Raw genomic sequence first — 14,227 nt, forward strand, 5'->3', positions numbered from 1 at the left:
GTCCATTTTTGACACCGCCGGTACGCCGGGTGTCCGAGCCCGCTACGAAACCGGCCGCAGCGCCGATATGGTGATCTGATCCCAAGGGTCTCGGCGAATCGTTCAGCAAGCCCGCCTGCGCTTCATCATCGCGCTCAGCCTCTCCATCCCGGCTTCGTCGACGGGCGTGTAAACGATCATGCGGTCGTCATTGCTGGGGCTTGCCCACCAATTGTTGGATTGCAGCGCCAGTATCGTGCCATCCGTCAAACGGAAGCGCTTCACGACATTCTCGATGCCCTTGAGCTGATATCGGTCCCAGACGATTCGAAACTGATCGGAAGCGCTCATGTAGCGCTCCAGTTGCCGCTCCCAGGCCGGGTCGTCGATGTGTTCCGCCATCGAGGCGCGGAACAGCGCGGCCATGCCGGCCAATACCTCATCGGGATTGACCTGGCTCGCCCGCCACGCGGGATTGACGAGGGACAGATAGATGCAATTGCGATCTTCAAGCGGGATCGCATCGAGATCGACGCCGACGAGACGGCGATAGGCTTCGTTGAAGCCGCGTATATTGTAGCGCTTCGTCTGGATAAAAGCGGGGTAAGGACAGAGCTGATCGAGGATGCGCTGGCTTGCCTCCGTGAGCGGCTCGCAGACCCGAGGATTTTCGAGCCGGGGCGGAACCGGCAGATTGGCCAATCTGAACAGGTGTTCCGTCTCGACTTCGTTGAATTCCAGAGCGTGGGCGACAGAGAGAAGCACGCGCGGCGACACGCGGATCGGCCGGCCCTGCTCCAGCTTGGTGTACCAGGTGATGCCGATATCGGCACGCGACGCCACTTCCTCCCGTCGCAATCCGGGTGTACGAATGCGCCCGGCGCGGCCAAGACCCAGTCGCTGCGGGTCAAGAGTTTCCCGCCGTCTTCGCAACATCTCACCAAGTTCCTGTGCCCGCGAGAGCATCTGATTGTGGGTGATATCGAGCGTACCGTGCATTTCCATTCTCCAGCCTGATACTTTTTATACCAGTCTAAACAGGTATCTTGTACCAGTTTAACATAGGTGTAGAACGCTGTGGACTCAGTTCTGGAAATCGTTTGAGGTCCCCATGACATCCGCACCAATCCGGCTTGGCCAATTCGGCCTGCTGATCCTGCTTGCCGGGCAATTGCTGCTGCAGCTCGATTTTTCCATCATCAATGTCGGCCTTGCCGCCATCTCCGCCTCGCTGCATGCCGGCGAGACCGAACTCGAACTTTTCGTCGCCGCCTATGGCGTCGCCTTTGCCGTCTGCCTGGCGATGGGTGCGCGCCTTGGTGACAATTTCGGCCGCCGGCGCATGTTCGGCCTGGCCGTCCTGATGTTCTGCCTCGCGTCCCTGCTCTGCGGAGTGGCGACTTCAGTCACCTTCCTGATCGTCGCTCGCGCACTGCAGGGAATTGCAGCAGCGCTGATGGTGCCGCAGGTACTGGCAACGATCCATGTCAGCCTGACCGGACGCGATCACGCCCGCGCCGTTTCTCTCTATAGCGCAATCGGCGGCATCGCCTTCATCGTCGGTCAGGTTCTCGGCGGCTTCCTGATCTCGGCCGATATTGCCGGCTCCGGCTGGCGCAGCATCTTTCTCATCAATCTGCCGATCTGCATCCTGATCCTGCTCAGCATGTGGCGGCATGTTCCCGAAACGCGCGGCCAAGACAGAGTTCCGATCGACTGGTCCGGCATGATCACACTGGCGCTACTGACGCTTTCGGTGCTGCTGCCGACCGCGCTCGGCCCCTCGCTCCACTGGAATTGGCTTTGCCTGCTGGGCTTCGTGCCGATCCTGCCGCTGGTGGTGCTTCTTTGGCGCATCGAACGCGCCAAGGAGGCGCGCGGCGCCTTCCCGATCCTGCCTCCCTCACTCACACGCATCTCCAGCATGCGGTTCGGAGGCTTGATCGCCATACTCTTCTTCACCTGCTGGAGCGGCTTCATGTTCGTCTTCGCGCTGACGCTGCAGGCAGGCGCCGGGCTGACACCGCTGCAATCGGGCAATGCCTTGATTGCGCTCGGCGGCTCCTATTTCATCTCGGCCGCCTTCGTCACGCGTCGCCTTGCAAACATACGCCGGGAGCTCATGCTGGCGATGGGCTGCGTGATCCAGATGAGCGGGCTCATCCTGCTCATCGTGACGCTCGAAACGGTCTGGCCTCAGCCGGGCGTCATCAACCTTATCCCATCCACGGTCCTGATCGGTTTCGGGCAGGCTCTGATCGTCAACAGCTTCTACCGGCTGGGGTTGGCGGACGTGCCACATGAACATGCCGGCGCCGGCAGCGCCATGCTTGCGACCATGCAACAGGTGTCATTGGGTCTCGGACCGGCGATCCTCGGGGCTGTATTTGCCCAGGTGCTGCAGTATTCGAGCGCCTATCTCTCCGCCGGCGTAACGGCCATCGCCGTCGAGCTCGGGTTGATGGCCATCCTGCTGGCGGCTACGCTTCTACGGCTGGCGCGACAGCGCAGCCAACCTGAAGAAGCCGAGATCGACGACAGCCTGATCGTCGCACCCGAATGATCGAACGGTCACCGGCAGTTGCTCCAATAGCAAAGTCCGGCCTGTGACCAGGCCGGACTTGCAAGCATGAACCTCATCTTCTACCGGATGCCGCTATGACGGCAGCTGGAAAGCCCAATTGGCGATCAGCACGATGGCAAGCCCGCCGGCAAGCGCCAGATAGGGTAGAATGCCCGCCTTCCTGACACCCAGATCCTGGCCGACCAGGCCAAGATCATCCATGGCGCCGGCCGGGAACTTGCCGCCATCGCGAACATAATGCCTGTAGGCAAAGACCGGCAGGATCAGGGCCGCGAAGGCAAAACCGATCCAAAGGGCATTGGCATAGCCCCAGACCTTGGCGCCAGCGCCAAGGAAAAGCGCGTTGACGAAGGCAAGGATGGTATTGAGGCCAATGAGCCAGGACGGTGCCTTCCATGGACGCTCGACATGGCCGGAGTCCATGCGATGGATCCAGCCGGAATTGAGATTGAGGAAGTTGAAGATGATGTATCCGACGTTGGAGACGGCAAGCACGAAGAAATAACCGCTCGTGTCCGACGCAATAGCGAGAAGAAAGAGATTGAAGGCAAAGTCGGTCCACATCGCTCTCGTGGGCGCGCCGTTCTCGTTCACATGATCGAGATATTTCGGCAGCCAGCCATCCTTCGAGCCCTGATAGAGGGTGCGGGAGGAACCGGCCATTGCCGTCATGATCGCCAGGAATAGTGCCAGGATCATCAGGATGACGAGCAACTGCGTGACGACGCGGCCAGCGCCGATCAGGCCGCCGAGCGCTTCGGCGACACCAGTGCCGTCGACAATGCCCGGAGCCAGCATGCCAGCATGACCGAGCACGCCCTGAAAGGCGAAGGGCACGAGGAAGAAGAAGATGCAGCAGGCAAGGCCCGAATAGAAGATCGCCTTGAAGGTATCCGTCTTCGGGTTCTTCAATTCCCGCGTATAGCAGACCGCAGTCTCGAAACCGTAGGTCGACCAGGCGGCGATATAGAGACCGCCGAGGAAGAGCGTCCAGCCGCCATTGCTCCAGGTGCCGTCGGTCGCAGCGTACGCCGCTGTCGGCGGCAACAGTCCGGTCACGTTGGCGGAGAGGATTTGGCCGCTGACGATCGGATAGACACCGATAATCAGAAGCGGCACGAGTACGATGATGGCGAGCCATTTCTGTACGCTTGCCGTTTCGGATATGCCGCGATGCTGGATCGCGAAGATGATCAGCATCAGGATGCCGCCGATGAAGAAGGTGGCATTGATATTGGCGGTCGCGAGGAAAGGAATGTTGAAGCTGAACAGCGACCAGTTGCGAATGGCCGGCGTAAAAGCTGCGACGCCGTCGGCGCTGAGTAGCGCTTTTACCGCATCGTCGGGCGATGTACCGGCGTGGGCCGCGATGTATTCCGCAACACGCGGGCTATCGGCGGTGATCGAGGCCGCGTGTGCACTGATCCAGCTGAGCACCGCCTGCGAATCCGCCGCTGGAATGGGGAAGAAGGCATTGAGGATATAACCGGCCGCTATGGCGCAGCCGAGCGACAGCACCGGCGACCAGGCAAACCAGTTGCACCATACGGAAAGCGGCGCAATGAATTTCGAATAGCGCAGCCAGGCGGTCGCGCCGTAAACCGAGGCACCGCCGGACTTGTTGCCGAACATGCCGGCAATTTCCGCGTAGGTGAAGGATTGCAGGAACCCCATGATCATCGAAATGATCCACACGACGAAGGCAAGCTTGCCCGTCGTGCCGGCGATGCCGCCGATGGAGAAAAGAACAAGCGGCGGCACGCCCGCAGCCACCCAGAACGCGCCCTTCCAGTCAAGCGCGCGTATAAGCTTACCTTCGGTGCCGGCGGAAGCGCCGGCGTCCACGATATCCGTCATCGGTGATATTCCCCATTTTGTTCCGGACGTATCTCTCGTACGTCTCCCTGAACGTGCCTCCCATGGCATTGCGGGGCTTGCTGGAGGTTTTCATGAGCCGAGTCTGCGCGCGGTTTCCAGATACATGCCCTTTATACATAGTGAAGATATTTTCTTTTTAGTCAACATCCCTTTACTTTCGAACAGCATTTTGTCAGCATGATTCCGGTGTCCGACACACCTCATTTCCCGAGAGGGCTCTATGCGAGATCTCCATCCGCCGACCGCCGGAATACGGCCCGTCTCGGCAAGCATTATCCGCTATCCGGGCATTCCGACGCTGCCGCCCGACACCGAGCGCTACCGCTGCAAGGGCGGCGGATCGCTGGTCGTGCGCGTCGAGCCCGGTGACCGGATCACGGTCACGGACAGCGAGGGCGGACAGGTCTGCGAGCTGACTTTCCTGGATGAAAAGGGCCGCTTTCAATCCGCAGGATTGGGCTCCGCGTTCACCGGCGAAGCGACAGGATTGAAAGCCATTCTTTCGTCCGCAGATGAAAGTGCCGGACGCATGCGCAAGACGCTGGAGCGGCGCGGCGCGGACCTGGCCACCGCCGCCGCATTGCACCTTTTCGGCGGGTCATCGCCTACCGGCAGCACCGCGGAATTCACCATCGCTCTCAAAGGTCTGCTGATCGCCTGCGCGCCGGGAGCAGCTATGTCGCCAGAGGCACAGGACACGGCAACACCCATCGAGGTCAGGATACGCCACACGACGATCCTGCGCGATTATGCCTCCGCGCTGCCGGAACCGCTCGCCGATCCGATCGAGGACATTCGCATCAAGGCGGCAACCGCTTCGGCCTATTTCGTTCGTGCCGGCGAATATATTCAGATCATCGATGTCTATGGCCGGCAATGCACCGACTTTCAGGCCTTTTCCGCCCGCAAGGTCGACAAGGGCCTCGATCTTGCACTCGATTCCACAGTGACCCGCACCCTGCTTGGCCGCAGCTATCCGGCTCCCGGCCTTCCTTCCAAGGCTTTCGACCGTGATTTCGAGCCACTGGTGGAAATCGTGCAGGATACGGTCGGCCGCCACGACGCCTTCGCAACGGCCTGCAATTCGCGATACTATGACGACATGGGCTATCCCGGCCATGTCAACTGCACCGACAATTTCAACGCGGCACTTGCGCCCTACGGCATTGCCGGCCGAAAGGGCTGGGAGGCGCTCAACTACTTCTACAACACCAATGTCGATCACAATAACCAGCTCTATCTCGACGAACCCTGGTCGAGACCGGGCGATTACGTCCTGATGCGCGCACTGACGGATCTCGTCTGTGTTTCCTCCTCTTGCCCCGATGACATCGATGCGGCCAATGGCTGGGACCCGACCGATATCCACGTCCGCACCTTTTCCGGCAAAGAAAAATTCACACGAGCGGTGGCTTATCGCATGACCCCTGACGCCGACCCTGAATTGACGCGGGAAACCGCATTCCACCCGCGCCTCTCCGCCATGACGCGCGATTACACCGAATATCGCGGCTTCTGGTTGCCGAACCGCTTCTCTTCGGAAGGAGCGGTCGAAGAATACTGGGCCTGTCGCGAACGCGCCGTGGTGATGGACCTCTCGCCGCTTCGCAAGTTCGAGGTGACGGGGCCGGATGCGGAAGAGCTTCTGCAATATTGCCTGACGCGCGATGTGCGCAAGCTATCGACCGGTCAGGTCGTCTATACCGCCATGTGCTACGAACATGGCGGCATGATCGACGACGGCACGCTGTTTCGTCTCGGCGACAAGAATTTCCGCTGGATCGGCGGTGACGACTATAGCGGCATCTGGCTGCGCGAGCAGGCCGAGAAGAAGGGCTTCAAGGCCTGGGTCCGCTCTTCCACCGACCAGATGCACAATATTGCCCTGCAAGGCCCGAAGAGCCGTGATATCCTGAAAGAGATCATCTGGACTGCGCCCCGGCAGCCGACGATCAGCGAGCTCGAATGGTTCCGCTTCGCCGTCGGCCGTATCGGCCACTTCGAGGGAGCGCCGGTCGTCGTGTCGCGCACTGGCTATACCGGCGAGCTCGGCTATGAAATCTTCTGCCATCCGAAGGATGCGGCAACCGTCTTCGACGCGGTCTGGAAAGCCGGCGAGCCCTATGGGCTGAAGCCCATGGGCCTCGAGGCACTGGACATGGTGCGCATCGAGGCTGGCCTCGTCTTTGCCCACCATGAATTCGACGACCAGACCGATCCCTTCGAGGCCGGCATCGGCTTCACTGTGCCCCTGAAATCCAAGCAGGATGATTTCATCGGCCGGGAGGCACTGATCCGCCGGAAGGAAAATCCGCGCCATCTGATGGTGGGCCTCGATATCGAAGCCAACGAAGCCGTCGGCCATGGTGACTGCATCCATATCGGCCGGGCGCAGATCGGTGTGATTACCAGCGCGACACGGTCGCCGATCCTTGGCAAGACCATTGCGCTTGCCCGCGTCGACGTCACCCATGCGGCCGTCGGCACCAAGGTCGAGATCGGCAAGCTCGACGGTCAGCAGAAGCGGCTTCCGGCAGTCATCGTGCCGCTCTCCCACTACGACCCGCAGAAGACGCGGCCGCGCTCTTAGAGCATTTCCGACCCTTCCGCTTCCAGGCGTTGCTTGAAGCTATCGCGGTGCTCTTGTCGTTTCCCGATCGTTGACGGCGGCAGGCGGCGACCGATTTCAACACAAGCGAATTTATCGCGCGGCACATCGCGGCTTTCAAGCCGTGATATTCCGCCCCGTCTGTGATGTTCCGCACATTTCCTCGAAGCAGCGGCCTCTATTGTCGGGCTGCCTTGAGCAAGGAGGATAACCCATAGCCTCTCGCGCAGGACAGCTATGCGATATTCAACAAGAGGAGATGAAAATGGCAGTCGTCAATATACCACCAGATGGACAAATACACATACTAGGACCAGTGCCTGGAATTTTGCACGTCTATAATCGTGGTCCTAATGTATCGACGTACAATCTGACGATTGTTCACGTCAACAATTGGCAAAACGTCAATATCGCAGCAGGACACACAGATTCTTATGCTGCGAACGGCAATGCAACCTACATTCAGAATCTAGCTGGCGGTTCAACCCTGCAGTGCCTATGGGTCGGCCTGGCGGACGAACTTACTCCCGAACAGGCGGGCCTGGAGAAGGCGGAGAGCATGCCGGGCGTTTCCGGCCATTAAAACTGGCGTCTGACTGCATCGACTGGGTGTGGCCATGGTTTTCCAACCATGCGCCACCTCCGCCGGCCGCTTCTTTAAGGTTGCCGCAACGCAACACGGCTCTGCGAGGGGAACCACGAGGGAACTCCTTCGCTCACGCACTATCGGAACCTGAGTTGCACCGAACTAACGAAAATACGCGGAGAACGCTTTATTCTGCCTTCCTCTGCGCGCTCGAAATCGCACGCGCTGCCTCTTCCGAGGAGTTTGCGAGCGTGCGCATTTCCGCCGCCAATACGGCAAAGCCCGATCCGGCCGTCCCTGCCCTTGCCGCCTCGATGCCGGCATTGACGGCAAGCAGCTTCAGATAGCGCAAGGACTGCAGGATCTCGTTCGTCTTGGATGCAGTGACCCGCATGCCTGCGGTCTGTTCATCAAGGCGCTGATAAAGGGATTCGACATTGAGGATGCTGCCCTCGAGATAAAGCAGCTCGCCGGCCTCGTCCCAGACACCGCCGCCGGTCTCCGTCACCCAGACAAGATGTCCGTCACGGTGACGAATGCGATATTCCATCGTCCAGTCCGTGCGAGCTTCCAGCGCCTTGCCGACGAGCTCGTCCATGAGCGGAATGTCGTCCTCGTGCATGATCGAGGTAAACGTTCGCGTGCGGTTACCGACAATCTCGTCGGCCGGATAGCCGAAGATGCGCTCGATGCCATCGGTCATTTCGAGCATCGTATAGTTTTCGTCTGCCCGGCAGCGATAGAGGAAACCGGCCATGCGGCCGAGAACGCTTGTCTGGAAATCCATGGATGCCATGCCCGAAGAGAAGGTTGCGGATGAACTCGTTTCGTCTCAACGCACAAAAGGGCCGGCAAGGGCTGCTCTTCGCCTCCCTTGCCGGTTAGGTGGGGAAATGACCGCGGATCAGTTGCGCAGATATTCCTCCATCGAATCGTCAAGCGCGTCGACCCAGGGTGTATGATGCGTCGGCGACATGGTGCCGGTCATCAGCGAGCGATAGGCATGGTCGCGGAAGCCCATGATGTTCTCGGCCTTGTGATGTTCCCACTCCATGAAGGTCTTGTTGGTACCCTCGATGTCGAAGCTCGGATAATCGGTCTCGGCGAGCAGCTCCTTCACGTAGTCGCCCTGATACCAGATCATCTGCTCGGCATCCTCGAGCGTCTCCTCACGGGCGCGCCATTTGTCGAAGTTCGCCTGCAGCTCGGATTCCGGCGGCAGCTTGATGCGGCCCATGATGACATCGCGCGCCCACCATGCTTGCACGTCGAACATGTTGAAGGTGTAGAACTGATCCTGCATGCCGATATAGAAAAGCTGCGGATTCTTGTCGAAGATCACACCCTTGTAGAGGTGGTCGGCCCAGAGGCGATTGGCCGTCTTCAGGCGCAGATCATCCGGCAAGAACGGAAAGTGATGCTGATAGCCGGTGCACAGGATCAGCGCATCGACATCCTTCGATGAGCCGTCGGCAAAATATGCCGTCTTGTTCTCCAGCCGCGTCAACAGCGGCCTCTCTTCGAAGTTGGCAGGCCATTTGAAGCCCATCGGCTTGGAGCGATAGCTCGTCGTCACGGATTTCGCCCCGTATTTCCAGCATTGCGAGCCAATATCCTCGGCCGAGTAGCTGCGGCCGACGAGCAGCACGTCCTTGCCCTTGAATTCCAGCGCATCGCGGAAATCGTGTGCATGCAACACGCGACCGTTGAAGGTCTTCACGCCCTCGAAATAGGGCACGTTCGGTGTCGAGAAATGACCCGAGGCAACGACGACATAGTCGAACACCTCGTCATACATCCGGTCCTGCGTGCGATCGTGCGCCGTCACCGTGAATTTCTTCGTCTCTTCATCGAAGCGTACCATGCGTACCGGCGTGCTGAAGCGCACCCATTTGCGCACGTCGGCCTTTTCGACGCGGCCCTTGATATAATCCCAGAGCACGGCACGCGGCGGATAGGAGGCGATCGGCTTGCCGAAATGCTCCTCGAAGGAGTAGTCGGCGAATTCCAGGCATTCCTTCGGGCCGTTCGACCAGAGATAGCGATACATGCTGCCATGGACGGGCTCGCCATATTCATCGAGGCCCGTGCGCCAGGTATAGTTCCAAAGGCCGCCCCAGTCCGCCTGCTTTTCGAAGCAGACGACTTCCGGGATATCAGCACCCTTCTTTGCGGCCGATTGGAAGGCCCGCAGCTGGGCAAGGCCCGAAGGGCCGGCACCGATAACGGCAACTCGTGTCATGTCGCATTCCCCTTCTCGATTCTATCGAAATTCTTATTGCCTGCAGAAGTTTGGCGTGGTGCCCGGCATCAATCCGGAAAAATGCCGGGGCTGGTCGGCGCCCCGTCGTCATATCTCGAAAGCCAGTCGATGGTGGTCTGGCGGAAGCGCGTCAGGCCCTTGTAATCGATGAGCTCCGGCGGCAGGGTTTTCAGCACACGCGGGAAGCGGCGCGCCCATTTCGGCACGGTGACGAGCTCGTCCATATTCATCAGATAACAGCGGATGACGAAGAGGATGGCGTTGGAACGCGGCAGGCGCCACAAGCTCTGCAGCTCGACGCGAAGATGCACCTTTTCGCCGACATTCTCAGGCGTCACCGTGGTGCGATCCGGACCCCATTTCGGATAGTTTTCGGGGCTGGTATCGAGGCGCGGATTGATGGTCATCGTCCAGTTGAACCGGCGTGTCGGCTTGCCCAGCTGCAGGTTCAAGAGGAATTTCAGGGCACGGTCGAAGACCCCGATCTGGTGGGCGAGCGGCACCGGCCCGTGCCACTCCATGAAATTCATGCCGATATCGAAATCGAGCGACCAGTCGGCCTGGGTCGTCACCATGCCGGCATCCATCCAGAGATTGCCGTCGCGCTGGTCGACGATGCAGAAATCGCCCTGTGCCTGTCGCGTGATGTATTCGAAGGGTTCGTAAGGCAGCGTCGACGCATCGCCGAACGTAAAGGTGTCGTCGATGCCGAGGGGACGGTTGATCCAGCGCCACTGGTCGCCATTCTTGGTGAGCGTGAAATGCTCGGGATAGCCGGCGGCCTGCTCCTCCATCAGGAGCTCCAGCGTATCCCATTGCGCGGACATCATGTGCGGCAGCGCCTGGTAGCGCAGTGGATCTTGCTTCAGGACCAGAGCCCGGTCGTGCATCTCGGCGACGTAATGCTCGTCGACGTCGATCAGGCTTTCAAAGACCGTATCCTTCTGCCCCTTCACATGCGGTTCCATGTTGACCGAATACATGTACTCGTCGCGATCGAACGGGAACGGAAAGCGCCGGACATTTTCCGGACTGTTGCGATAGCTGAAATCGTCCCGGAATGTTTCATTCTTGAAGGCGATTGCCATGTCCGTTCTCCTGGGTATCGGCCTGAAGCCTAAAGGTCGAGATGCAATGCGCTTCCTTCGAAACGGGAAACACAGATCATCACCTTTCGGCCGGAGGCCTTTTCTTCGTCGGTCAAATAGACGTCATTATGCAGAAGCTTGCCGTCGCAGGCGGCAACACTTGTCTCGCACTGTCCGCAGGCGCCGCCGCGACAGAGGAAGGGCGCGTCGATGCCGGCAGCCTCGATCGCCTCCAGCATGCTTTCGTGGTGGCCGACATGAACGGTCTTGCCCGACCGCGTCAACATGATGGAGAAGGGTTTGCCAGGTTGTGACGAGAGGAAGCGCTCGGAATGCAGGTTCTGTTCCGGCCAACCGGCCTCGATACCCGTCCTCAGCACGCCATCGATCATGCCGGCCGGGCCGCAGACATAGAGATGCGTGCCGAGCGGCTGGCTTTCGAGCAGACGTGCCACAGGAATGAAATTGCGATCGGCATCGCAATAGATCTTCACCCGCTGCGGGCCATATTGCTCGATAAGTTCGCGGCAATAGGCGCCGCGATCGAGCGAGCGCACGGCATAGTGCAGCTCGAAATTGGCACCTTCGCGCGAAAACTGCTGCATCATCGCAATAAAGGGCGTGATGCCGATGCCGCCGGCAATCAAGAGATGCTTGCGCCCGCGCCAGTCCGGCTGGAAGAGATTGACGGGATAGCTGACCTTGAGCTCGTCGCCCTCCCTCACCTTCTCATGCATGAAGGCGGAGCCACCGCGCGATTCCTCGACGCGCAGCACGCTGATCTCATAGGCCAAGCAATCATGCGGCGGCGACATCAGCGAATAGGCGTTGCGACGCACATGCCCTTCATCATTCATGGAAACGATGACGTGCGCGCCGCCGGAAAAATAAGGCATCGGCGCGCCGTCGAGACGCTCGAAGCGGAAGCGCTTGATGCGATCGGCGACTAGCGTCACCTTCGCGACGCGAACCGGAATTTCCGTACCACCGCTCACAGGAACAACTCCTCAGGATCGGGTGCAGTGCCGGGCTCTTCCGCATCGATGTTGACACCCTGGAAGGCGCCGAGACGACGCGAATAGTGGTCGCGCACCAATAGCTGCAACCCGCAATGGCCGCAGGCGAAGGGACTGTGCGTGACATCTTCGGTGATGCCCTTGCAGTGGACACATTGCACGCGACGGGACAGCGATCCGCGATGTTCCGTGATGATCGAGGCATGATCCATGCCGTAGTCGAGCGCCACCATCATCGCCTGGCCGATAAAGCCCTCGGTACCGGCGATATAAAGCCGCGTGCCCATATGCGCCGTTGCAAGCGAGCCTTTCAGGCGGAAAAGCAACGTCGCGATCGTCGGCGCAGTGAAGAACATGTCGGCGCCAAGCCTGCGCAGGCTCTCGTCATGACCCCTGCCCTGTGAGCCGCGCGCAACATAAAGGATTTCGCTGCGCGACAGCGCTACATCGTCAAGCGCCGGCGTCTGGTCGAGGAGGGCATTGGCCCCCTCGCCTTCCAGAGCAAACAGATGCCGCCGGGCATGCGGCTGAATGGAGAGACCCCTGTAGACCGGTCGGCTCTTGATGCCTTCGACAAGCATGAGCGCCTCCTTAGCCGATAGCCGTCCTCTTCTTCTTTTCCGGATCGTCGAACGGCAGCGTATGGGCAATCGCGCTCGCCTTGAGGCTCTTGCCACGAACTTCCAGTTTCGTGCCCTGAACGGCCTTGTCAACGTCGAGACGGGCGATCGCCATCGATTTCTTCGTCAAGGACGAATAGCAGGGGCAGGTGATGACGCCGACCTTCTTACCCTCAGCATAGACCTCGTCACCAAGATCGGCCGGGCCATCGGCATCGATGAGCATGCCGAAGATCTTGAACCGTTCCTTGCCCTTGAGGCGCGCGTGTTCTTCGGCACCGCGGAAGCCGGTCTTGCCGGGGCTGACGGTGAAATCGAGGCCGAGTTCCCACAGGCTGTCGCCGGGCGGCTGGTCGGCAAAGGGATACATCTGCGAGTTATCATAGGGGTAGAAGAGCAGATAGCTTTCGACGCGGAGCATGTCGAGAACGCTGAAGCAGCAGGGAATGATTCCCATTTCCTCGCCTTCGGCAACGATGCGATCCCAGACCATCGGCGCATCCTGGCCGCGGACGAAGATCTCATAGCCGCGCTCGCCCGTATAGCCGGTGCGCGAGATCATCACGGGCACGCCGAACAGCGTCGTCTGCATGTGATGGAAATATTTGAGGTCGCGGATGCCAGGCACATATTTGGCGAGATAGTCGACCGCGGCGGGGCCTTGCAGCGACAGATCGTGCAGATCGTCGTCGAAGAGGACGGCGCAGTTGCGACCGGCGGCCTGCTTGACGAGCTCCTCATGGCCGGAGCCCGAACCATGCACCAGCATCCAGGAGTTCGGGCCGGTGCGGTAGACGATGCAATCGTCGGTGAAATAGCCGCGGTCATTGAGCATGGCGGCATAGACTGAGCGGCCGGGATAGATCTTGGACATGTCGCGGGTGGTGATATAGTCAAGCACGGCAATGGCATGCGGCCCGACGAGATGCACCTTCTTTAGGCCGGAAACGTCCATGATGCCGGCCTTGGTGCGGATCGCCACATGTTCCTGCGACATGTCCTTGTCGTAGGTCCAGGCGGTTCCCATGCCGCTCCAGTCCTCGAGTTTCGATCCGAGAGCACGGTGCCGGTCCGCCAAGGCGGAGAAACGCCATGATAATGCCATTTCGTTCCCTCATTTTCTTCTATGGAATATTTATTTCCTGACTATAATCGTCTTTCACGCCTTGGCAAGCCGATCCGAAGGTTTTTTCTCGACACTCCGGACCGTGTTTTCGGTCAGAATCTCGGCGGCTTTCTGCCAGCTGAGCGATGGGCGGCGCTGACGGTATTGGCCATCAGCATGGCGATGGTCATCGGACCGACACCGCCCGGAACCGGCGTGATGGCTGCGGCAATGTCTGAGGCCTCAGCATAGGCGACATCGCCCACCAGACGGCTCTTGCCCTCGCCCCGCTCCGGCGCATCGATGCGGTTGATGCCGACATCGATGACGGTGGCACCTAGCTTCACCCAGTCCGCCTTCACCATCTCCGGACGTCCCACAGCCGCCACCAGGATATCGGCGCCCCTTGCCACGGAGGCGAGATCCTTCGTGCGCGAATGCGCCGTCGTGACAGTCGCATTGGCATTGAGCAGCAATTGCGCCATCGGCTTGCCGAACAG

Annotated in this window: 11 protein-coding genes and 1 pseudogene; 3 read left to right on the plus strand and 9 right to left on the minus strand. The window is 59.9% G+C overall.

All coding sequences use genetic code 11. The features are described 5' to 3' along the window. Window positions 1-102: 102 nt before the first annotated feature. Entirely contained in the window at window positions 103-978 is an 876-nt protein-coding gene (locus GA0061100_RS23250) for a helix-turn-helix transcriptional regulator (protein WP_075855093.1), read from the minus strand. Window positions 979-1,090: 112 nt separating this feature from the next. On the opposite strand from GA0061100_RS23250, the gene GA0061100_RS23255 reads away from it, so the two are divergent. Beyond that, the gene (locus GA0061100_RS23255; RefSeq protein ID WP_075855094.1) at window positions 1,091-2,542 is read left to right on the plus strand and encodes an MFS transporter; all 1,452 of its coding nucleotides are present in this window, start codon (window positions 1,091-1,093) and stop codon (window positions 2,540-2,542) included. A 93-nt stretch (window positions 2,543-2,635) separates the two neighbouring features. Here the strand turns inward: GA0061100_RS23255 and GA0061100_RS23260 are convergent, their stop codons facing one another. Then, the gene (locus GA0061100_RS23260) at window positions 2,636-4,420 is read right to left on the minus strand and encodes a trimethylamine N-oxide permease (protein WP_075855095.1); all 1,785 of its coding nucleotides are present in this window, start codon (window positions 4,418-4,420) and stop codon (window positions 2,636-2,638) included. A 241-nt stretch (window positions 4,421-4,661) separates the two neighbouring features. Here GA0061100_RS23260 and GA0061100_RS23265 point away from each other — a divergent pair, with 241 nt between their 5' ends. Together GA0061100_RS23265 and GA0061100_RS23270 are read left to right on the plus strand one after the other, a co-directional pair. Further along, a complete protein-coding gene (locus tag GA0061100_RS23265; RefSeq protein ID WP_075855096.1) occupies window positions 4,662-7,031 on the plus strand; it encodes a trimethylamine N-oxide demethylase in 2,370 nt (789 codons plus the stop codon). A gap of 283 nt (window positions 7,032-7,314) precedes the next feature. Next, window positions 7,315-7,632 (plus strand): hypothetical protein, encoded by a 318-nt coding sequence (locus GA0061100_RS23270; RefSeq protein WP_143525515.1) that lies wholly within the window; start codon window positions 7,315-7,317, stop codon window positions 7,630-7,632. Between the two features lie 190 nt (window positions 7,633-7,822). Here GA0061100_RS23270 and GA0061100_RS35425 read toward each other — a convergent pair whose 3' ends face one another. From GA0061100_RS35425 to GA0061100_RS23305, 7 genes and pseudogenes are all read right to left on the minus strand, one after another. Continuing rightward, window positions 7,823-8,422, minus strand: a complete 600-nt coding sequence (locus tag GA0061100_RS35425; RefSeq protein WP_075855140.1) for a methyl-accepting chemotaxis protein — start codon at window positions 8,420-8,422, stop codon at window positions 7,823-7,825. 117 nt (window positions 8,423-8,539) lie between these two features. Then, window positions 8,540-9,877 (minus strand): NAD(P)-binding domain-containing protein, encoded by a 1,338-nt coding sequence (locus tag GA0061100_RS23280; protein ID WP_075855098.1) that lies wholly within the window; start codon window positions 9,875-9,877, stop codon window positions 8,540-8,542. 68 nt (window positions 9,878-9,945) lie between these two features. After that, window positions 9,946-10,986: a heme-dependent oxidative N-demethylase family protein gene (locus tag GA0061100_RS23285; RefSeq protein WP_075855099.1), complete on the minus strand. Its 1,041-nt coding sequence runs from the start codon at window positions 10,984-10,986 to the stop codon at window positions 9,946-9,948. 29 nt (window positions 10,987-11,015) lie between these two features. Continuing rightward, on the minus strand, window positions 11,016-11,981 hold the full coding sequence (locus tag GA0061100_RS23290) for a PDR/VanB family oxidoreductase (protein WP_075855100.1): 966 nt from the start codon (window positions 11,979-11,981) through the stop codon (window positions 11,016-11,018). Then, entirely contained in the window at window positions 11,978-12,583 is a 606-nt protein-coding gene (locus tag GA0061100_RS23295) for a dimethylamine monooxygenase subunit DmmA family protein (protein ID WP_075855101.1), read from the minus strand. The genes GA0061100_RS23290 and GA0061100_RS23295 overlap by 4 nt, the downstream gene beginning before the upstream one ends. A 10-nt stretch (window positions 12,584-12,593) precedes the next feature. Further along, entirely contained in the window at window positions 12,594-13,727 is a 1,134-nt protein-coding gene (locus GA0061100_RS23300; protein ID WP_075855102.1) for an aminomethyl transferase family protein, read from the minus strand. 113 nt (window positions 13,728-13,840) lie between these two features. After that, window positions 13,841-14,227 (minus strand): annotated as a pseudogene (locus tag GA0061100_RS23305) (bifunctional methylenetetrahydrofolate dehydrogenase/methenyltetrahydrofolate cyclohydrolase); the annotation flags it as partial.

This window comes from Martinezella hainanensis (assembly GCF_900094555.1).
Classification (GTDB): Bacteria; Pseudomonadota; Alphaproteobacteria; order Rhizobiales; family Rhizobiaceae; genus Rhizobium; species Rhizobium hainanense.